Origin of the sequence: Verrucomicrobium sp. GAS474, from assembly GCF_900105685.1 — a bacterium.
GTDB lineage: Bacteria > Verrucomicrobiota > Verrucomicrobiia > Methylacidiphilales > GAS474 > GAS474.
Genome location: NZ_LT629781.1, coordinates 2,471,119 through 2,491,216 on the forward strand (window position 1 = coordinate 2,471,119; position 20,098 = coordinate 2,491,216).

General features: G+C 64.3%; 19 protein-coding genes. 7 read left to right on the forward strand and 12 right to left on the reverse strand.

Annotated features, from left to right (window positions below; genetic code table 11):
- Entirely contained in the window at positions 1-1,083 is a 1,083-nt protein-coding gene (locus BLU04_RS10225) for a DNA topoisomerase IB (protein WP_093285468.1), read from the forward strand.
- Between the two features lie 2 nt (positions 1,084-1,085).
- On the opposite strand, the gene BLU04_RS16740 is transcribed toward BLU04_RS10225, so the two are convergent.
- Both BLU04_RS16740 and ligD (BLU04_RS16830) read right to left on the reverse strand, forming a co-directional pair.
- Positions 1,086-1,523, reverse strand: a complete 438-nt coding sequence (locus BLU04_RS16740) for a hypothetical protein (protein WP_162274674.1) — start codon at positions 1,521-1,523, stop codon at positions 1,086-1,088.
- 80 nt (positions 1,524-1,603) lie between these two features.
- On the reverse strand, positions 1,604-3,298 hold the full coding sequence (gene ligD / locus BLU04_RS16830) for a non-homologous end-joining DNA ligase (RefSeq protein ID WP_093285473.1): 1,695 nt from the start codon (positions 3,296-3,298) through the stop codon (positions 1,604-1,606).
- A gap of 68 nt (positions 3,299-3,366) precedes the next feature.
- On the opposite strand from ligD (BLU04_RS16830), the gene BLU04_RS10240 reads away from it, so the two are divergent.
- Positions 3,367-4,245 (forward strand): Ku protein, encoded by an 879-nt coding sequence (locus tag BLU04_RS10240; protein ID WP_093285475.1) that lies wholly within the window; start codon positions 3,367-3,369, stop codon positions 4,243-4,245.
- 16 nt (positions 4,246-4,261) lie between these two features.
- Here BLU04_RS10240 and ligD (BLU04_RS10245) read toward each other — a convergent pair whose 3' ends face one another.
- Positions 4,262-5,233: a non-homologous end-joining DNA ligase gene (ligD, locus tag BLU04_RS10245; protein ID WP_093285478.1), complete on the reverse strand. Its 972-nt coding sequence runs from the start codon at positions 5,231-5,233 to the stop codon at positions 4,262-4,264.
- A gap of 72 nt (positions 5,234-5,305) precedes the next feature.
- Between ligD (BLU04_RS10245) and BLU04_RS10250 the strand changes: the two genes are divergently transcribed.
- The 3 genes from BLU04_RS10250 (at position 5,306) to BLU04_RS10260 (ending at position 7,144) form a co-directional block, all read left to right on the forward strand.
- Entirely contained in the window at positions 5,306-5,902 is a 597-nt protein-coding gene (locus BLU04_RS10250; protein ID WP_093285480.1) for a hypothetical protein, read from the forward strand.
- Between the two features lie 141 nt (positions 5,903-6,043).
- Positions 6,044-6,334: a hypothetical protein gene (locus BLU04_RS10255; RefSeq protein WP_343124797.1), complete on the forward strand. Its 291-nt coding sequence runs from the start codon at positions 6,044-6,046 to the stop codon at positions 6,332-6,334.
- Positions 6,335-6,346: 12 nt separating this feature from the next.
- Entirely contained in the window at positions 6,347-7,144 is a 798-nt protein-coding gene (locus BLU04_RS10260) for a DUF72 domain-containing protein (protein ID WP_093285483.1), read from the forward strand.
- A 30-nt stretch (positions 7,145-7,174) separates the two neighbouring features.
- On the opposite strand, the gene BLU04_RS10265 is transcribed toward BLU04_RS10260, so the two are convergent.
- Together BLU04_RS10265 and BLU04_RS10270 are read right to left on the reverse strand one after the other, a co-directional pair.
- Positions 7,175-8,143, reverse strand: a complete 969-nt coding sequence (locus BLU04_RS10265; protein WP_093285485.1) for a CorA family divalent cation transporter — start codon at positions 8,141-8,143, stop codon at positions 7,175-7,177.
- Positions 8,140-8,292 (reverse strand): hypothetical protein, encoded by a 153-nt coding sequence (locus BLU04_RS10270; RefSeq protein WP_157895278.1) that lies wholly within the window; start codon positions 8,290-8,292, stop codon positions 8,140-8,142. Before BLU04_RS10270 ends, BLU04_RS10265 begins: the two co-directional genes overlap by 4 nt.
- A gap of 235 nt (positions 8,293-8,527) precedes the next feature.
- On the opposite strand from BLU04_RS10270, the gene BLU04_RS10275 reads away from it, so the two are divergent.
- On the forward strand, positions 8,528-8,848 hold the full coding sequence (locus BLU04_RS10275; protein ID WP_157895279.1) for a hypothetical protein: 321 nt from the start codon (positions 8,528-8,530) through the stop codon (positions 8,846-8,848).
- A gap of 263 nt (positions 8,849-9,111) precedes the next feature.
- Here BLU04_RS10275 and BLU04_RS10280 read toward each other — a convergent pair whose 3' ends face one another.
- Positions 9,112-10,260 (reverse strand): substrate-binding domain-containing protein, encoded by a 1,149-nt coding sequence (locus BLU04_RS10280; protein ID WP_093285493.1) that lies wholly within the window; start codon positions 10,258-10,260, stop codon positions 9,112-9,114.
- A gap of 101 nt (positions 10,261-10,361) precedes the next feature.
- On the opposite strand from BLU04_RS10280, the gene BLU04_RS10285 reads away from it, so the two are divergent.
- Positions 10,362-11,645: a tagaturonate epimerase family protein gene (locus BLU04_RS10285; RefSeq protein ID WP_173862566.1), complete on the forward strand. Its 1,284-nt coding sequence runs from the start codon at positions 10,362-10,364 to the stop codon at positions 11,643-11,645.
- A 48-nt stretch (positions 11,646-11,693) separates the two neighbouring features.
- Here BLU04_RS10285 and BLU04_RS10290 read toward each other — a convergent pair whose 3' ends face one another.
- The 6 genes from BLU04_RS10290 to BLU04_RS10315 form a co-directional block, all read right to left on the reverse strand.
- Positions 11,694-12,860: a pyridoxal phosphate-dependent aminotransferase gene (locus tag BLU04_RS10290; protein ID WP_093285496.1), complete on the reverse strand. Its 1,167-nt coding sequence runs from the start codon at positions 12,858-12,860 to the stop codon at positions 11,694-11,696.
- Between the two features lie 37 nt (positions 12,861-12,897).
- Positions 12,898-13,821: a serine O-acetyltransferase EpsC gene (epsC, locus tag BLU04_RS10295; RefSeq protein WP_093285499.1), complete on the reverse strand. Its 924-nt coding sequence runs from the start codon at positions 13,819-13,821 to the stop codon at positions 12,898-12,900.
- Positions 13,822-13,879: 58 nt separating this feature from the next.
- Positions 13,880-15,553: a family 2A encapsulin nanocompartment cargo protein cysteine desulfurase gene (locus BLU04_RS10300; protein ID WP_173862567.1), complete on the reverse strand. Its 1,674-nt coding sequence runs from the start codon at positions 15,551-15,553 to the stop codon at positions 13,880-13,882.
- Between the two features lie 9 nt (positions 15,554-15,562).
- Positions 15,563-16,996 carry a family 2B encapsulin nanocompartment shell protein gene (locus tag BLU04_RS10305; protein WP_093285501.1) on the reverse strand — a complete coding sequence of 478 codons (1,434 nt, stop codon included), beginning with the start codon at positions 16,994-16,996 and terminating at the stop codon, positions 15,563-15,565.
- A gap of 197 nt (positions 16,997-17,193) precedes the next feature.
- Positions 17,194-17,721, reverse strand: a complete 528-nt coding sequence (locus BLU04_RS10310) for a rhodanese-like domain-containing protein (RefSeq protein WP_093285504.1) — start codon at positions 17,719-17,721, stop codon at positions 17,194-17,196.
- Positions 17,722-17,728: 7 nt separating this feature from the next.
- Positions 17,729-20,089, reverse strand: a complete 2,361-nt coding sequence (locus BLU04_RS10315) for a hypothetical protein (RefSeq protein ID WP_093285506.1) — start codon at positions 20,087-20,089, stop codon at positions 17,729-17,731.
- Between the last annotated feature and the right edge of the window lie 9 nt (positions 20,090-20,098).

Genomic DNA, 20,098 nt, shown 5'->3' on the forward strand with positions numbered 1-20,098 from the left:
ATGGAATATCCGCCCAAGAGGCCTGCGACGCCGCCGAGCGAATCGATCCGCGCCGCCAAGGTTGCCCGGCTGGTCTATGTCTCCGACCGGGATCCCGGGATCGAGAGGAAAGGGAGACCGGGTCGCTTCCATTACCGTCGTCCCAAGGGAGGCGGTGTCCGTGACGTGGCGACCTTGAAGAGGATCGCCGGTCTCGTGATTCCTCCGGCATGGAGCGAGGTCTGGATTTGTCTCCGGCCCGACGGGCATATCCAGGCGGTCGGCCGGGACGCGCGGGGACGGAAGCAGTATCGTTATCATTCCCGCTGGAGAGCCGTGAGGGATGGCGACAAATATGATCACATGATCGACTTCGCGCGAGCCCTGCCTCGGCTCCGGAGACGGGTTGCCGCCGATCTCCGCCTCCCTGGCCTGCCGCGGGAAAAGATCCTGGCGACGATCGTTCGCCTTTTGGAATCGACGTTGATCCGGGTGGGAAACGACGAGTATGCGGAGGAGAACAAATCGTACGGTCTGACCACGATCCGAAATGGCCATGCCCGAGTCCGCGGAAGCCGGGTCGAATTCTCCTTCCGGGGAAAAAGCGGCAAGAGTCACCAGGTCCAGATCGACGACCCGAAACTGGCCCGGATCATCCGCCGATGCCAGGACCTGCCCGGGCAACGGCTCTTCGAATATCTCGACGGGGAGGGGAAAATCGGCGTGATCGGCTCTCACGACGTGAATCTCTACCTTGCCGCCGCCTCAGGTCAGGAATGCACGGCCAAGGATTTCCGTACCTGGATCGGAACCGTCCTGGCGACCATGGCCTTCGGAAAAGTGGGGGTCGCCGATTCCCCCGCCGAGGCGAAGCGACGCACTGCCGTGGTCGTTGAATCGGTTGCGGGGATGTTGAGGAATACCCCCGCTGTCTGCCGCAAGTGTTACATCCATCCCGAAGTGATGGCGGCTTACCTCGAGGGAGAAATTCCGGCTTTCATTTCCAATGCAAGCCTCCGGAAGCGGGAAGCCGCCCTGATCACGTGGCTGCGGCAGCGGATGAAACGGTCCGGCTTTCAAAAAGGGAAAGCTCCCGCCAAGTAGGATCAGGCCTCGATGATCTTCTGGAGGAGTTTGTAGGCGGCCACCGGGTTTCCCTTTTCGAGCGCATGGAGGGCCTTATGGGCATAGCCCTTGAGTTCCTCGACCTCATCGTCCTCTGTCTCTTCTTCCCGAGGGAAGGGGATGATCTTGTCGTGAACCCCATCCTGTTGGCCTTCCTCATTCTCGACGGTCTTTTTGGAGAAGGATTTCTTCTTCCCGCTCTTCTTTGTCGCCTTGGGCGGCTCCGGCTCCGCTTCTTGAAACAAGCTGTACTTGATGCCGACCACCCGCATCCCTTCAAATGACTTGAGCGATTTGGGGAAAATCAGGAATTGGCCATGGGCCTTCTCTTGGAATCCCACGATCCCATAGTCCTGCTTTGCCCCGTGCGCTCCGCCCAGGAGCGTCATCACCTTGTGGGCGGCAATGGCTTTCTTCAAAACAGGATCGGCCTTCGAGAGCGGCAGATAGACATCGGGCTTGCCGCTCTTTTCGACGACCTGGGAAAATCGGACTGTTTTCATCGATCTTGCTTCCGTTTCGCCGTTTGCGTCTTTCTCTTGGGTCGGATCGATTTGGCCAGCGCGGCGATCCGGCCGCGGAACGACGAAGGCTTTTTCTTCGGCTTTTTCGAGGTCTTGGGATTGCCTTCGCTCTCCCGGTTGCTGATCCATTTTCTGCTCCGGGGACCGGCGAGCTGTTTCATCGATTTGCGCGAAATCGCCGAGGTATCGTCCGCCTTCGCCGAGACCGGCTTCTGGGCGCTTCCATGCTTGAGGAGCAACCATTCGTTTCCCTTGGTCGCTCGTGGGCCATGCATCTGGACCAAGGCCCATTCGCCCTTCAGCTTTTTTCCGTTGAGGCGGAAGTGGAGCTTCCCGGCCTTGAGCCCTTCGTGGGGTTCCGGCCCGAGGTTCTCCCAGGTGCCGATGTCCCAGACCATGACGGTGCCCGCGCCGTAGTTCCCTTCCGGGATGGTTCCCTCGAACCGGGCATAGTCGTAGGGGTGATCCTCGACCCTCATCGCCAGCCGCTTGGTCTCCATGTCGGTCTGGGGGCCCTTCGGGACGGCCCACGATTTCAGGACGCCGTCCAATTCGAGGCGGAAATCATAATGGAGGTGGGAGGCAGCGTGTTTCTGGATGACGAATAGGAGTTTCTTCCCCGCTGTTTTGCCTTTCTTGCCCGAGGGTTCTTTCGTCTGGGTAAAGTCACGTTTGGCATTGTAGGCCTTGATCGAGCCGTCGCCGGTTCCCTTGAGGCGCGCCTTGGTCACTTTCCTCGGCTTTCCGGATCGAGCCGCCTTCACCGCGGTCTTGAGGTTCTGCTTCAGGGTGAGGACGGGGGCGAAGAGGTCCCCCTTCTCCTCGACCCGCTTAAGGGCTTCCGCTGCCTCGAAGAAGACGAGGGAGGCATCCTTTTTGCGGAGGCACTCCTCGACCTCCTCCCACTCGAGGGGCATTGAGACGAAGGGCTTGTCCTTGGCCCGCAGCGAATAGACGGAAACCGTCGTTTTCGTTTCGGAGTTCTGACTCCAATCGACGAGGACCTTGCCGTGGCGCAGCTCCTTCTTCATGTCGGAGACCACAAGCTCGGGATGGGCCTTCTCCAACGCGAAAGCGACGCTCTTGGCGAACGGCGTCGTCTCGGCATAGGTGATCGGCATGTTGAGGGGAATGTACGCCTGCATGCCCTTCGAGCCGGATGATTTGATGAAGACCTCCAATCCGAGGCGGTTGAACATCTCCCTCAGCCAGAGCGCGACCTGGGCGCACTGCACCGCATTGGCGGGCGGGCCGGGATCGAGATCGAAGACGATCTGGGTCGGCTTGTGGACGTTCGGCGCCTTGGAGAGAAAGGTGTGCAATTCCAGGTCACCCAGGTTGGCGGCCCAGACGAGGGTCGGCAGGTTGTTGACGAGGCAGAACTGGATGCGGCCCGGCTTGTGGTGGCGGGCGACACTGCAGGTCTCGACGAACGGCGGCTTGGGGCGGGGGCATTGCTTCTCATAGAAGAACGGCGCCTCGACCCCGTTGGGATACCGCTTCATCGTCAGCGGGCGTCCTTCCAGATGGGGCAGGAGAATGGGCGCGATCTTGATGTAGTAGGCGAGCATCTCGCCCTTGGTGAACTTCGCCTTCGGATAATAGATCTTATCGAGGTTCGTCACCGGCACCTGCCTGCCTTCGACTTCGAGCGTGGCGTTCTTCGACATCCGGAAATCTACGTCAGAAGCGCGGCTCCGGCAATTTGCGGAGTCCGGGAGTGCGGGTAGGGTACGTCATGGCACGCTCCATGTGGAAGGGATCTATTTCGTTTGGCCTGGTGACCATTCCCGTCGCCCTCTATCCCGCGACGAGTCGCGAGGAACTGACTTTCCGCCTTCTGAGGAAGACGGACCAGAGCCCGGTGAGCTACAAGCGGGTCGCCCAAGCGGACGGCAAGGAAGTGCCCTGGGAGAACATCGTCAAAGGATACGAATACGAGAAGGGCAAGTTCGTCGTCCTGAAAGAGGAGGATTTCAAGCGGGTCGATCTCGAGGCGGCGGCGGGAGCGATCGACATCATCGATTTCGTCGAGGTCGGGGAGATCAATCCGATGTATTTCCAGAAGCCCTATTATCTGGAACCCCAGAAGGGGGGAGACAAGGCCTATGCGCTCCTGCGCGAGGCGTTGCGGGATTCGGGCAAGATGGGGGTCGCCAAAGTGGTCATCCGTACGCGGGAGCACCTGGCCGGAGTGAAAGCGCAGGGGGATGCCCTGATCTTGGAGGTCATGCATTTCGGAGATGAGCTGGTCGATGCTGACCGCTTCAAGCTTCCCAAGGCGGCGAAGGCCCGTCCCCGAGAGGTCGAGATGGCCAAGAAGCTAGTGGCGGGGATGACCGTGAAATGGGATCCGGACAAGTACGAGGACGAGTACAAGACGCAACTGATGGCGATGATCGAGGAGAAGGTGAAGCATCCCGACAAGAAGCGGTCCTCGGCGAAGGCCGAGAAAAGGCCGAGCAACGTCATCGATCTCATGTCAGTCCTTCAAGAAAGCCTGAGCCATACCAAGGGCCATGGCAAAGTCACGGGAAAGGCGAAAGGCAGATCGGAGCGCCGCAGCGTCACGCCGAAGAAATCGCACGTGAAGGCTCGGCACAAGAAGGCGGCCTGACTGGCCTCGGGAACGATTATTTCGCCCGGGCGACCGGCTCCCGCACGACCTGCATCGACGGCTTGTCGTCTCGCAGCCCCAGGAAGACGGGATGACGGATCGAACCATCGTCGGTCCACTCGGTGAAGGAAATCTGGGCGACGAGGTCGGGCTTGACCCAATGGACTTTGGAAAGAGGGCCGCGCGTCCAACGAGTCCGCTTCAACTCGAACGGCGCAAACGGACTTTTCTTCCTGACGCGGACTTGGAGGAGGCGAAAGGTCGATGCAAGGGTCTTGTCGTTGAATCCGGTTCCCACCTTGGAGGCATAGATCAATCGGCGGTCCTTGTCGTAATATCCCAACAGGAGGGCGCCGAAGCCCGATCGGCTTCCCTTCGGTTCCGAGTAGCCGCCGATGACGAATTCCTGCTGGAGGGAGAACCGGATCTTCACCCAATCGGCGGAACGGCTTCCCGCGACATAGGCCGAGTCCCGGACCTTGGCGATGGCTCCCTCCGCCCCGATCTTGCGCATACGGGTGAGGGTTTTTGCCACGTCGCGGTCGAAGTAGACCGAGGGGCGGACGGGGTCGTGGGCATCGACCAGCAGCGCGTCGAGGCGTTCCTTGCGCTCGACGAGGGGAAGGGTGCGGAGATCGTTGCTTCCCTCGAAAAGGAGGTCGAAGGCATAGTAGACGATGGGGACGGTCCCTTCTTCCGCATTCTGGATCAATTGAAAGGAGGTGCGCCCCTTCGGGTCGAGCGCGCAGATTTCCCCGTCGATCACGCAGCGGTCGACGGGCAGCTTCGCGATCGCGGTAACGACCTCGGGAAAGCGGACGTCGAGCGAGTTGCGATTGCGGCTGAGAAGCTCGACCTGCTTTCCGTTCTTGATGGCGATCCCCCGATAACCGTCGAACTTCATCTCGTAGAGCCAGCGGCAATCGGCAGGCGAGGGGGGCTCCGAGGTCGAGGCCTTCATCGGAACGACGAAGGAAAGTTTTTTCATGCCCTAGCTTACGCCACGAGGTCGCTGCCGCCAAATTGCCGCGGGCGGAGCCATGGGGTAGCTTTCTGAAGCATGAGTGGCTTCCCGATTTTCCTCCTTTCCCCCGCCCATGCCGGTGGGAAGCGGGCCCGGATGTTGTTGCGGCCCGAATCGAACAGCGCGGTGGGAAAGCGGCTCCATCGTGGGGAGGTCGTGACGCTGGGGGAGGTCTTCAGCTTTGTGAGCGGCCTCTATTTCCGGGGAAAGCTGGCCTACGCCTCCCGATTCGCCGCCGCCGAGGATGTCTTGGTCATCACGCCGCAGCGTGGACTTCTCCCCGTGTCGACGCCGGTCTCTCCCGCCGATTTGGCCGACTTCTCCCAAGCCGATATCGACGCCGGCAACGAGGAATACCGGCGTCCGCTCGAAATCGATCTGGCGGGCCTGAGGCTAACCATGGGAGACCGCCGCGTGATCTTCCTGGGAAGCCTCGCTTCGGGAAAGTATGTCGACGTCCTTCGGGGAGCGCTGCAAGGACGGCTGTTTTTCCCCATCCGCTTCGTCGGCCTGGGGGATATGGGGCGGGGGGCTTTGCTTTTGAGGCATGCCAAGGCGGAGAACGAGTTGGATTATGCCCCGATTGAGGAGCTCTCCAGATACCTTCGGAAAAAGGAGAAGGCCGGGATCTGAGAGCCGAAGACCGCGGGCCAGTTGCGTTTTCTCCGGCTCCTCTTAGATTCTGGGATGAGATTATTGCGCCTTCTGTGTCGGGTCCTCCTGGGGTTGATGTTCGTCGTCTTCGGCCTCAACGACTTTTTCCACTTCATACCGATGCCCGCCCCGTCCGGACCGGCAGGGGAGTTTATGGGGGTCCTCTTCAGCACCGGCTACTACGTGGTCATTTTCGCAACCCAGGTCGTCGGCGGGGCTCTGGTCCTGTCGAACCGATGGGTGGCGCTCGGCCTCACCCTTCTGGGGCCCGTCCTGGTCAACATCCTTACGTTCCATGTAACCATGGCTCCGGCGGGCCTCCCCATGGCGTTCGTAACCCTCGCTCTTTGGGGGGGGGTCTTCTATCAGCATCGCGCCGCCTTCGCGCCGCTTTTCCGCAAGCTGGAATAGCTCTGCCTCTTCATGGGTATCCGGGTCGGCTGCGGCAGTTGGAGCGATGACGCGTATCGAGAGATTCTCTATCCGCCCGGAACCCCGTCGGCCGCGCGGCTGCATTGGTATGCGGAGCACTTCGACCACGTCGAGGTGAACTCCAGCTACTATGCGGTGCCGCGCCGGGAGGCGACGGCGAAATGGGTGAAGCAGACGTCTGCCGGATTCCTCTTCGACATCAAGCTGCATCGTGCCTTTTCCCAAAGCCCGGAGAAGACGGCGAAGGAAGGGAAGCAGGTCCGGCTCCTCATGCAAGGGATAGAGCCGCTCATTCGCGCGAGGAAGCTCGGCGTCTTCCTCCTCGTCCTCGATCCCCGGTTCGGGCCGGAGAAGCATGGCTTGGAGGAGCTGGACGCCTTGGCAAAGGCGTTGCATCCCCACCTTCTGGCCGTCGAGCTTCGTCACGCGGGCTGGGTCAAGGGAAAGCGGAAGGCGGAAACCTTCGAGTTCTTCCGGGAGCGGAAGCTGGTCTGGGTGGCTGTCGATATGCCGCGGATCGCAGGCTCGAACCTCCTGCCGCCTCTCTACGAGGTCTCGAATCCCGACCTCGCTTATGTCCGACTCCATGGGAGGAATCCGAACTACCTCGAGGCCAAAAGCGCCGATGAACGGCACGCTTACCTCTATCGTCCCAGCCAGATCCGCTCGCTCGCTCGTCATATCCGGGGACTCGCCGTCAAGGCGGCCGACGTCCGGGTCGTGGCGAACAACCATCACGAGGACTTTGCTCCCCGCACCGCCATGGCGTTGGCTAAGGTCTTGGCCTAGGCCGGACTGGTCCCATCCCGCCTGCCGCGCTCAGCGCAGCCAGCCGCGCTTCTTGATATAAAACAGGGGCAATACGGCGGAAATCAGCATGAAGGTGACGGCGAAGGGGAATCCGGCGGTCCAGGAAAGCTCCGGCATTTTGGCCCAGTTCATGCCGTAGATCGAGGCGATGAGGGTCGGTGGCATGAAGATCGCGGAGAGAATGGTGAAGATCTTCACGATCTGGTTCTGCTTGATGTTGAGGGAGGCGTTGATTGCTTCCTGAAGGTAGTAGACCCGGTTGTGCTCGTGGGCGGCATGGGCCTCGACCCCCTCGATGTCGTCGATCAATTCCTTGATGAGACGGGAAAGGACCGGCTCCTCTTCGTCATCGACCGCGTTCTCGAGCCGCCGCGCGGCCCGGGCGAGGAAAAGCTGTCGCTCCAGGCATTGGGAAATAAGTTCCTCCTTCGAGTTGAGGCGCATGATCAGGCAGGTCAGATCGGTGACCCCCGCCTCGCGGCCGTGAATCTGGAGGGAGCCGGAGACGCCGATGATTTCCTCGCTCGCCCGGGTGAGGTCGTCGCTGACCTGGTCGATGAGTTGCTCGCCCGCCTCGTTGAGTGCCTGGAGGAGGAGGCGGAAAAGGGTGGCGGCGCTGCGTCCCAGGGCGGGTTTGTGTTCCAATCGTTGCAGCGCCTTCGCGAAGGCGGGAGGACCGGGGGCGACGTCGACGGTGGCGATGATCTTTTCGCCCAGGACGAAGCGGACGGGCCGCAGGCCCGGGCGCTCCCCCGCCGACATCGTGACCAATCGCACCGGAATATGAATGTAACGATCGTCCTCCCGGATCCCCTCGATCGGAAAGACCGGATCGAGATGGCAGGTCGAGCGCAGGGACTCGATCTCGGCCTCCGTGGGGTCGAGAATTTGCAGCCACGTGGCGGCGGCCTGCTCGTCGAATGCCAGACCGTCCCGGACAACGACGCGGCCTTCCTGGACGAAGATCGTGCGGATCATGAGGCGGAGGAGCGGGCAGGAGGATTGGCGGACGGCGCGCCCTCGCGATAGTGGACGTAGAGGAGTACCCCGCTGAGCACGAGGTAGAAGAGGAGGAAAATGGCGATCACCTCATTTTCCAGACTCATCCGCATTTTGGGCTTCGGCATAGGGTACGGTAGCCCGGCTACCCCGGCCTGCAAGAGGACGCTGCCAACGCTCTCCGCACGACGTTGGTGCATCATGCAAAAGCGATGACGGCAACGTTCCTTCGTGCATTAAACGGCGCGGTGGCCTCCGTTTGAGGGAGGTGTATGAATTCATCTGGTTGATTATCAATCGGTAATGATGAGGGAAAGATCGTTGGCATGGACGTAGCTATCTTCATGTAAACCCATCATGTATATGTCCCAAACCGTTTATGCTGTTGTCGACAATGCAATTCAGGCCGAAATCATCGTTCAGCGCCTGCACCTCAATCGCTTCTTCCCTGGGGACATCTCGGTCCGCGCCTCCCACAGCGCAGAAATCGCCAGTGTTCTGGGCGGCCTCGGCCTTGCCTTTGAAAAGCTCCAGCGGCTTGAGGCGAAGATCGAGGAAGGTGGCATCCTGATCTCCGTCCGCTCCGAGAACCCAGAAGAGGCGAAGCTTGCGCAGAGGATCTTCCGGGAAACCTGCCTCAAGGACGTTGCCCCCTCCGAGGAGAGAGAGGCGGTCCTCGTTTAGTCGATTCGGAAATGGGAATACCAAAAGCCCCGGAAACCTTTTAAATAAGGTTCCGGGGCTTTTAGTTAGTGAGTGCTACAGGCCTTCCGAATTCCCATTCTCGCAACGCAGCGTTCCGAAGAGCTATTTCCTCATGCTGGGACTAATGGGCGATGCAGTCAGGTTCCTCATCGCGGGCTCAAATTCAATAAGAGGAAATGGGAGGGAAAAAGAACTCAATCCCCATTTCGACAATCTGCGGATCGATACGGCGGAGGCGCCGTTCATTGCGCGCGGCGAAAGCGCTTGCGATAGGCGGTGGGGGTCATGTCCTCGGCCTTGCGGAAGGTGATGAAGAAGGTGTTGAGGTGGGGGTAGCCGCTTTGACGCGCGATCGAATCGATCTTGTCGTCGGTCTCGGCCAGCCGTTTCCTGGCAAAATCGAGACGCGCAGAGCGGAGCGCTCCACCCGGCGTGGACCCGAGGTGCTCGACGAAGGCGTCATGGAGGCCGCGGAGCGACATCCCGGCGGCCTCGGCAATTTCCCCGACCCCGACCGGCTCGGCGAAACGGTTCGCGATGAAACGAAGCCCCTTGGCGACGCCGGGATGGGCGACGGCGAAGATGTCGCTGCTCTTGCGGGTGATGACCCGGGCCGGGGCGATGCGCAGGGGGCGGGAGGTTTTTCTCTCTCCCCGCATCAGCAGGTCGAGCAGGGCCGCCCCCTGGTAGCCTTGCTCCTCGAGGTTCGTGTCGACCCCGGAGATCGATCGGTGCTCCCCGCCGACGGAGAGGAGATAATCCTCGATGCCGACAATGGCCACGGCATCGGGGACGGGAATGCCCGCCTCCTCGCAGAGTTCCTGGACCTCGACGGCGAGGGTGCCGTTCGCGGCGAAGACGGCGATCGGCTTCGGCAGGCGGCGAAGATGGGCCAGAAGCCACGCGCGGCGTCGGGGCCACTCGTCCCGTCCGCGCTTGTTTTCCCTGGCCTTGTGCCAGCGCAGCCATTGGGGGGTGTGGCCCCCGGCTTCCAACGCCCCTACAAAAGCCTCTCCGCGCTGCTCCTGGGACCAATTTTCGAGGTCGCTGTAGAAAAGGAAGTGTCGGAAGCCGCGCGATAGGAAATGCGCCGCGACGAGGCTTCCCGTCTTCGCATGATCCTGGATCACGCGGGCGAAAGGGAGGTGGGGACGGCGCATGCTGAAGTCGACCGTCGGCCTCTTCACTGAGACGACGAAATCGGCGAGGTCGTCCCCGGCGGCCAGCCAGGCGAGGACGCCGTCCCCCTGCCATCCCCACGGGATCACTTTCTCGTGAATGATGCTGTGCGCGGCAAGATGCCAGCGGTGCTGTGCCGCGTAGGCCGCGATGCCTTTCAGAAGGCGATGATCATACCAGCCCAAGGCCAGGAGAACGTTTTTCTGTTTCATGGAAAAGGTTTAAAATGCCGTTTAATCAATAATAGATGCAGAAATCGGCAATTACAACGCGATCGTGAAGGGGCAGGATGAAATCCAAACCGCTTCCTTCCATGCCCACTTCCCAACCGCTTGCTTCCGTCGCCCCCATCAAGAAAATCGGCCGCTTTTCCCTCGGAATGGGGGACCGCTTCGGACGCCAGGGCAAAGCCCAGCTCCAGGCGGTGGTGAATGCCCGGAACGCCGGAATCGAGGTCGAGCCTGTCTGGAACAAATCGAACCGCGAGCACACGCTGATCGGCACCGAGCCGGGCAGCGTCCGCACCGAGGCCCGGGAGGCCGTCGTGGCGCTGGGATGGGACGGCGCTTTTCACGTCGATGCCGACCACATCAACCTCGGCAACGTCGACCGCTTCATCGAGGCGAGCGATTTCTACACCATCGACGTGGCCGACTACACCGGGAAGCCCGCGAGCGATGACGACATTGAAGCCTTCGTCTCGGAGAACGACCGCTACCTGGGCGCGCTGACGATTCCCGGCATGGCGGCGCCGCTCGCCATCGACGAGGCCCTCCTGCGGGCGACGGCGAAGAAGTTTCTCTGGGCGATGCAGGAGGCGGGCCGGATCTATCGCCATATCGCCGAACGCAAGGCGGAGCCCTTCGTGACCGAGGTCTCCGTCGACGAAACCGACTCGCCCCAGACGCCGGTCGAGTTGTTCCTCATCCTCGCGATGATCGCCGGGGAAGGGATTCCGGTTCAGACCATCGCCCCCAAATTCACTGGCCGCTTCAACAAGGGAGTCGATTACGTCGGGAATCTCGCGCAGTTCGAGAAGGAGTTCGACGAGGACCTCCATGTCGTGGCCTTCGCGATCCGGGAATTCGGCCTTCCCGCGACACTCAAGCTCAGTGTCCATTCGGGGAGCGACAAATTCTCGATCTACCCGATCATCAATCGCCTCGTTCACCGGCATGGAGCGGGTCTCCACGTGAAGACGGCGGGGACGACGTGGCTGGAGGAGGTCATCGGGCTGGCCGAGTCGGGCGGGGCGGGTCTTGGACTCGCGAAGACGATCTACAAGCAGGCCTTCGGGTATTTCGACGAACTCGTCGCGCCCTATGCCACGGTCCTCGACATCGACAAGGGGGCGCTGCCGTCGATCGACGAGGTCGAGGGATGGACGTCCGAGCAGTATGTCGCCGCCCTGCGGCACGATCCGGCCTGCCCCGGTTACAATCCGCACTTCCGGCAGTTCATCCATGTCTCCTTCAAGATCGCCGCGAAGCTCGGGACGACGTACCTCGACGCGCTGACGGAGAATCGCGCGATTATCGCGCGCAATGTCACCGACAATCTTTTCCGCCGGCATCTCCTGCCCATTTTCGGGAAATAGGAGTGGTGCCTCCCTGTCGCTCGGAAGTCGAGAGGCGGTGGGCGGAAGCTATCTTTTTCTGAGCAGGTCGATTCTTGCCGCGAGGGCATCGGCTCCGGCGCGGAGGGTTTCTTCTTTCTTGGCGAAGTGGAAGCGGACGTAGCGTTGGACCGGCTCGCGGAAAAAGCTTGAGCCTGGCACGCCCGCGACGCCGCCGTTTTCGGCGAGCTTCAACGCGGCTTCGGTGTCGTCCTTGAAGCCCAAGGAGGAGATGTCGAGGAGGACGTAGTAGGCCCCCTCGGGTTCGGTGAAGGGGAGGCTGGTCGAGCGGAGGGCTGCCTGGAACAGGTCCCGCTTCGCGGTGTATTCCCGTGTCAGGCCCGCGTAGTAGTCGTCGCCGAAGCCGAGGGCGGCGACGGCGGCTTCCTGGAGCGGGGCCGCCGCGCCGACGGTGAGGAAATCGTGGACCTTCCGTGCCGACTCGATGAGCTTCTCGTGGGCGGCGACGTAGCCGAGCCGCCACCCGGTGATGGCGTAGGTCTTCGAGAGGGAACCGCAGGTCAGCGTCCGCTCGAACATGCCGGGCAGGGTCGCAAAGGGGATATGGGTATGGGGTGCGTAGACGATGTGCTCGTAGACTTCGTCGCTCAGGACGAAGGCGTCGTGCTTCTCGGCGAGGGCGGCGATGTGGAGGAGCTCCTCGCGGGTGAAGACCTTGCCGGAGGGGTTGGAGGGGTTGCAGAGGACGAGGGCCTTGGGCTTCTGCGCGAAGGCTTTCTCCAGTTCTTCGGGATCGAAGCGGAAGTCGGGAGGATGGAGGGGGACGTAGATCGGCTCGGCCCCGCAGAGGATGGCGTCGGCGGCGTAGTTCTCGTAGAAGGGAGAGAAGACGATCACTTTGTCGCCCGGATTGCAGGCCGTCATCATGGCGACCATCATCGCCTCGGTGCTGCCGCAGGTGGCGACGAGATGGCGTTCGGGATCGATCGGCAGACCGGTAAAGCGGGTGATCTTGCGGGCGAGCGCCTCGCGGAAGTTCTGGGCCCCCCAGGTGATCGAATACTGGTGATGGGGGCCGCGGATGGCCCGGGCGAGGGCCTCGACGAGCGCCTCGGGCGGATCGAAGTCGGGGAATCCCTGGGCGAGGTTGATGGCTCCGTGCTGCTTGGCGACGCGGGTCATCTTGCGGATGACCGATTCGGTGAAGCCTTCGAGGCGGCGGGCGGGAAGGGGCATCGCGCAGTTTAACGAACGGGACGAATCGGTGTCATCCTTATATGTGCCATTCGAGCGGGGCCGATTTCTTGTGGGCCGCCCGGGTCTTGTCGAGGATCGAGAGCTGCTTGGCCTCCTGGACGACGAGGGAGTTGGCCGGGACGCTGTGCATGAGGAAGACGTTGGCCCCGATGGTGGAGCCCGCGCCGATGACGGTTTCCCCGCCGAGGATCGTCGAGTTCGGGTAGACGGTGACGCCGTCCTCGACGTCGGGGTGGCGCTTGCCTCCCTTCACGATGTTGCCCTCGTCGTCCTTCGCGAAGCTCCGCGCGCCGAGGGTGACGCCGTGGTAGAGCTTCACCCTGTTGCCGATCCGGCAGGTCTCCCCGACGACGAGGCCGGTGCCGTGGTCGATGAAGAAGTGGGTGCCGATGGTGGCGCCGGGGTGGATGTCGATGCCGGTGCGGCTGTGGGCCCACTCGGTCATCATGCGGGGGATGAGGGGGACGTCGGAACGGTAGAGGCGGTGGGCGAGGCGCTGGATCGCGATGGCCTCGATGCAGGGGTAGGAAAGGATGATCTCCTCCCGGCTGAGGGCGGCGGGATCGCCCTCGAAGGCGGTCTCGATGTCGGTGTGGAGGAGCTGCCGGATGTCGGGGAGGGTGCGGCAGAATTGCAGGAGGATCGGCTTGGTCTTGCCGGTGGGGCGGTGGGGATCGCCGATGCGGACGCTCTTGCGGATCTGGGTTTCGAGGCGGCTGACGACGCTCGAGATTCGTTCGTTGGTGAGGTCGAAGATCGAGTGCTGGTGGACGGCGTCGTGGTCGTGGAAGCCGGGGAAGAGGATCTGGAGGAGATCCTCGCAGATGCCGCCGACGGCCCGCTTCGACGGCATGTTGTGGGTGTCGCGGTTGTTGAGACCGCCGAGCTTCTCGTAGGAGGCGACGACCTCGCTCACCACCTGTTTCCATGCGTCGTCCATCTCTATGGGAAGGATAGGTTTTTAGGGCGCTGAAAAGCGGGGTGTTCTCGAAGAGGAATCAGCCTTTGCGGCGGAAGGAGTGGAGGGCGCGGACCAGCGTGTCGACCTCGGTCCGCGTGTTGTAGAACGCGAGGGAAGGGCGGACGGTCTGCTCGACGCCGAAGCGGCGCAGCGCGGGCTGGGCGCAGTGGTGGCCGGAGCGGACGGCGATGCCGTGCTGGTCGAGGTATTTGCCGACCTCCTCGGTGGAGACGCCGCGACCGTTTTCAAAGACGAAGGAGAGGACGCTCGCCTTGTTCGCGGCGGTGCCGATGGGACGGAGGCCGGGGACGGTAGCGAGGCCCTCGGTGGCGTAGACGAGGAGGTCGTGTTCGTAGGCCGCGATGGCGGGCATGCCGAGGCCCTGGAGGTAGTCGATGGCGGCGCCGAGGCCGACGACGTCGGCGATGTTCCCGGTGCCGGCCTCGAACTTGTTCGGGATGCCCTGGTAGACGGTCTTCGTGAAGGTGACGTCGGCGATCATGTTGCCGCCGCCCTGCCACGGGGGCATCTGCTCCAGCAGCGCCGCCTTGCCGTAGAGGACGCCGATGCCGGTCGGGCCGAAGATCTTGTGGCCCGAGAAGACGAAGAAATCGGCCCCCATCGCCTGGACGTTGACCGGCATGTGGGGGGTCGACTGAGCGCCGTCGACGAGGACGGGGACGCCGTAGGCGTGGGCGATGGCGATGACCTGCTCGACGGGGTTGACGGTGCCCAGCGCGTTGGCGACCTGGGTGATCGAGACGAGTTTGGTGCGCGGCCCGAGGAGGGCGGCGAACTGGTCGAGGAGGAGCTCGCCCCGGTCGTTGATGGGGGCGACGCGGAGCACGGCCCCGGTCTGCTGGCTCAGGAGCTGCCAGGGGACGATGTTGGCGTGGTGCTCCATCGTGGTGACGACGATCTCGTCGCCCGCGCCGATGTTCTGCCGTCCGTAGGTCTGGGCGACGAGGTTGATCGCCTCGGTGGTGCCGCGGACGAAGACGATCTCCTTCGCGTCGGCGGCGCCGAGGAAGCGGCGGACTTTCTCGCGGGCTCCCTCGTAGAGGTCGGTCGAGCGGGCGGCGAGGGTGTGGGCGGCGCGGTGGATGTTCGAGTTGTCGTTCGCGTAGTAGCGGGAGATGGCGTCAAGGACGACCTGGGGCTTGTGGGTGGTGGCGGCGTTGTCGAGCCAGATGAGGGGCTTGCCATTGACGCGCTGGTGGAGGGCGGGGAAATCGCGGCGGACGCCCTCGACGTCGAAGGCGGCGGGAGAGTGCGGAAGGGACGATGCGGGGACGAGGTCGCCGGGGAGGAAGTAGAACTCGCCCGCGGAGGATTGCGGCGCGGCGCTCTTGCCGGGCGTGGCTGGGGCGGGGGAGATCCCGGAGGGCGAGGAAACGGAACGCCCGGAGCGGAAGTCGTAGGGGAAGGCGTTCGGCTCGTCGCGGAAGCACTGGGGCTCGCCGAAGTTCTCGCCCCCCGTTCCGGAGGGGACGGCGGGGGCGGAGGCTTCCGGAGCCGAGGCGGGGGTGACGCCGGAGTGGACCGGCGGGGAAATCTCCGAGGCGCCGCTCGGATAGGCGTTGCCGATCCCGACGGGGGTCGGCAGACCGGGGCCTGGGGAGGGCACCGCCGCTCCCCGGTCCGCCGAGAAGATCTCGGCGGCGAGGCGGGCGATGAGGTCGTTGTCGATTTCGCCGGGGGAGGTGCTCATGCCGGGCTCTTAGACGTAGTCGTGGTAGCGGCCGACGACGACGTTATCGAGCCGCGCGATGGCGTCGTCGGTGAGGACGGAGGCGGAGAAATACCGGGTGACGAGGTGCGAGGCGATCGAGTTCTCGTCGGTCCCCATGTAGCGGACGGAAAGGCCGGGCTCGACCTCGCCGGGGACGCCCGCCTTCTGGAGGCCGACGACGCCCTGCTCCGCCTCGCCGACGCGGAGGAGGAGGATGCTGGTGGTGCCGAGGTTGTCGTCCGGGGTGGTCCGCCCGTCGATGAGGAGCTTGTCGCTCGGGACGAGGGGGACGCCGCGCCACGTCAGGAAGGGCGAGCCGAAGAGGCTGACCGTCGGCGGCGGAACGCCCCGGCGGGTGCATTCGCGGCCGAAGGCGGCGATCGCCTTCGGATGGGCGAGGAAGAACGCGGGCTTCTTCCAGACCTTGGAGAGGAGCTCGTCGAGGTCGTCCGGGGTCGGCGGGCCGCTCCGCGTCGGGATGCGCTGGGAGGGGGCGACGGTGTTGAGGAGGCCGAAGTCGGCGTTGTTGATCAGTTCCCATTCCTCCCATTCGTTGACCGACTCGACGGTGAGGCGGACCTGCTCCTTCAGCTGGTCGATCTTGTTGCTGTAGAGATCGGTGACCCGGGTGTGGGTGCGGAGGACGGTCTGGATGGTGCTGAGGTGGTATTCGCGGGGATCTTCCTCGTAGTCGACGAAGGTGGTGGGGAGCTGCGGCTCGCCGCCCTGGACGATGCGGAGGTCGACGACGCTCTCGCCGTGCTCGTTCGAGCGGGCGAGGGCCTCGCGGCGCGCGGCGACGGAGGCCTCGATCTCCTTGCGGAGCGAGGCGTGCTTCTTGAGGTGGGCCTCGAACCTGGGACGGTCAAGCGCGAGGAGGATCGAGCCGGCGAGGGCCTTCACGGCGGGAAGCGCGGCGACGTCGCCGAGGAGCGCGTCGGCACCGAAGAAACTGCCGGTCCCGAAGAGATTCTGCCGCAGGCGGATGCCCTGGGGGCCGTCGACGGAAAGCTCGACCTTGCCGTCGGCGACGATGTAGAGCTTGCCGTTTTTGCCCGCTTCCCCCTCCTTCACGAAGGTCTGCCCGGCGGCGTGGCGCTCGACGGAGAAGAGGTCGGCGAGGTCGGCCAAGGCGGCGTCGCTCACGGAGGCGAAGAGGGGGATGCCGCGCAGGCTGGCGGCGTCGACGCGGGACTTCGCCCCGTCGGCGACGACGCGGAGGTGGCCGGGAGCGCCGACGAGGATCTTGCGGCGGTTGACGCGGTAGACGCCGCCGTCGACGTTGATCCAGGGGAGGAGCTTCGGGAGCCAGCGGGGCGTCCGCGCCGCGTTCTGCGGGACGGTCACCGTGGCGGTGGCGAGATTGCGGGCGGCGGCGGCGCTCAGGCTGAGCTGGGGGACGGAAACGGGCGATGTACTCATGGGACGAAAAACCTTTCTGTTGCGGACTACAGTTAAGGCAATCGTTCCCAGGTGGGATCGGACTGCGGCGTTGCGAAAATCGAGGGCGGACGCCTGTGGACAGGTCGTGTTTTCCTAGCAGGAGCGCCGTGGGGCGCAAGGGAAAAATCTTATAAGGTGTTTGTTTTCAATCGAATACAAATCTAGCGGAAAAATGGTCAAGAGGCGCGGTTCCACGGGAGCCGGGCGAGGAGCAGGCCGAGGCCGCACCAATCGGTGGCGCCCGCGAAGACGAGGCCGACGCCGACGAAACCGGAGAGCAGGACGAAGAGCGGCGAGACGAGCCAGGCCAGCACGACGCCGAGGACGACGAGGGAACCCGCCGCGATCCGGATCTGGCGTTCCAGGCTGATGACGCCGCCCGCGCTCCGGGTCACGGGGAGGCCCGCCTTTTCCCACGCCGTGATCCCGCCTTCGATGACGACGGGATGGCGGAAGCCTCCGAGGCGGAATTCCTCCGCGGCCTGCCGGGCCCGCCGCCCGCTCGCGCACAGGAGATAGATCGGGGTCTCGAGGGAGACGCCCGCCGCAGCGACGGCGTCGGGGTTGAGGCGGTCGAGCGGAAGGTTGCGGGCCTGGGGAATGTGAACGCTTCGGAATTCGCCGGGCGTGCGGACGTCGAAGAGGGGGAGGCCCGGATGGGCTTCGAGGAGGAGGGCGAGGTCGGCGGGGGAGAGGGTCGACATGTAGGCTCTAAGTGAAGGTGATGAAAAGCGGGGAGGTCCAGGCCTTGGCGTCGTCCCGCTCCCGTCCGAAGAGGTGGAGGGGAAGGAAGCCGAAGGAGGCGTTGCCGGGGGCGACGGTGAACGTGCCCGCGATGTCGATCGGAAGGGGGGCCTCGGTGATGCGCTCGATTTCGAGGAAGAGCTCGGCCCCGGGGAGATCGCGGCGGAGGGAGGACGCCTTCCCCTCGGCCCATTCGCGGCCCGAGATCGCGATCTCGGCGCGGGGGCACTCTTTCCAGGGGTTGCGGTCGAGGGGGCTCCCCGTCTTGTTGAAACCGTCGATCTCGACCTCGACGCGGATCGTCGCGGCGGCGAGATCGGAGAGATCGAATTCGACCCCGTCGGCATCGCCGTAGGTCTCGCTGGCGAAAGTGATCTCGCGCTCCCCGGTCTGGGCGGCCTGTTCCTCGGGGTGTTCGAGCCCGAACGCGCGGACCTGCCTCAGGGTGGCACCCTCGACGGTGATCTTCCCGCGCCAGACGGCCCACCGATAGCGGTCCTTGATCCGCGCCCCGCCCCAGGTGACACGGAGGCGGCGGGGGGAGTAGCCGAGCTCGGCATGGAGATTGCGGATGAGGGGGGAGCCGGCGTGGTCGCGGAGCTCGAGCCGTTCCCATCCGGTTCGGCCGAGGAGGCGGTAGGCGACTTCCAGGGGCTCGCTCCCCGCATGGGCGAAGGCGTCGCCCTGGCGATGGGGGCCGCTCCGGAGAAGGGCCACGTTGCGCTCTCCGGTCGTCGCCCAGGTGTGGCGGGCCCGGAGGGCGGCGGCGATGTCGGCGCGTTCCAGTTTCTCCGACAGGATGCCGGTCAAGCCGCCCCGCGCACCGAAGACCGAGACGCCGGGAGCGCCGCCCCCGGGGCGTCCCCGGTGCTCGTCGCCCGCCGCGCTGGCACCGAGCTGCCAGCCGCGAGAGAGGGCGTCGCGGTAGAACCAGTCGAAGTGGCCCCACGAGGAGGCGATCTCGATCAGGCGGTCGAGCCCGGGATGGTGCCAGTCGAGGATCGCCCGCCGCCCGCCGACGTGGGGGATGAAGAGAAAATCCTCCGGCTGGTCGGCGTAGGCGGCGTAGAGTTCGGAGAGGGGCCAGCGGCCCGGGATCTGTTCCCGCGCCGTGGTATCCTCGTTCCACTCGAAGGAGCGGAGGGAGCGGCCCGCCGCGTCGCGGGGGAAGCGGATCTCGTCGCCGAGGAAGACGACGTTGTGGTCGCCGCCCGCGGCGGAACTGCCGCACCATTCGGTGCCGGGGAAGACGACGAATTTCCCTTCCTGATGAAACGTCCGCGCCAGGGCGACGGCCTCATTCCACCGGTCCTCGCGGATTTGGAAGTCGTTCACGGTGTATCCGAGGACGTCGAGGGCGGCGGCGTCCCGGGCGTAGGCGAAGTTCCGCTCGGTCGAATTGGTACCGACGGTGTCGTGGGAGTGGACGTGCAGATCGGCGAACCAGGCGCGGGGGACGGCGAGCCCGGCCTCGACGGTGACCGGGGCGGTCGAGGCGAGCCCCTCTTTCGGGGCCGTGGCGCGAAGGGAGAACGTTCCGGCATCGGGGAAGAGGGCGATGCGGCGGAGCGCGCTTCCGGGAAGGGAGGGAGCGGGGGCGGTCTCGCCCCACGTGCCGCCGTCGAGGTGGAGTTCGAGGGAATCGACCGTCGCCAGATTGCCCCAGCGGTCTTCGGCGCGGACGTGGAGGGGAACGGGTTCGCCGGCGCGGACGAGGCGGGGGGTCGTCACTTCGAGGCGCGTGGCCGGGCCGCTCGCGATGTCGAGGACGACGTCCCCCGGGACGGCGGCGAAGCGGGAGGTTCCCGCCGTGTCGACGTAAGCACGGAAGCGGAAGGCCTCCTCGACGAAGGTCTGGATGCGGGTGCCGGGCCCGCCGAAGCGGCGGTCCCCGGCGCGGATCCGGATGACGTCGCCCGGCTTCAGGTAGCCGTCGACGACGTCGACGAGGATCGCCTTTTGGTAGGGGCGCTCGTGGCCCTTCTGGTCGAAGCGGACCTTCAGCTCGCGGACGGTGGCGGGGCTTTCGCCGGGAAAGGGGGGGCGGGAAAGGAGTTCGGCGGAGAGGTAATCGGCCGCCGCCGGATCGGCGGTCTGGAAGAGGGACCAATCGGAATAGAACCGGAAGGCGATCTTCAGCCAGCCGCCGTCGGCGAGGGCCGCCGCGCCGACCTCGTAATCGAAGACCAGCTCGACGACGCTCCCCGCCTCGACCCGCCGCCCGTGATGGGCGGAGGTCAGCCGTCCCAGGAACGGAAGCCCCGCGATGTATCCGGGCAATCCGGCGGGGGCGATCCCGCCGGGGCGGGTGGGAAGGGGCGTCGTCACGGAAGGCGC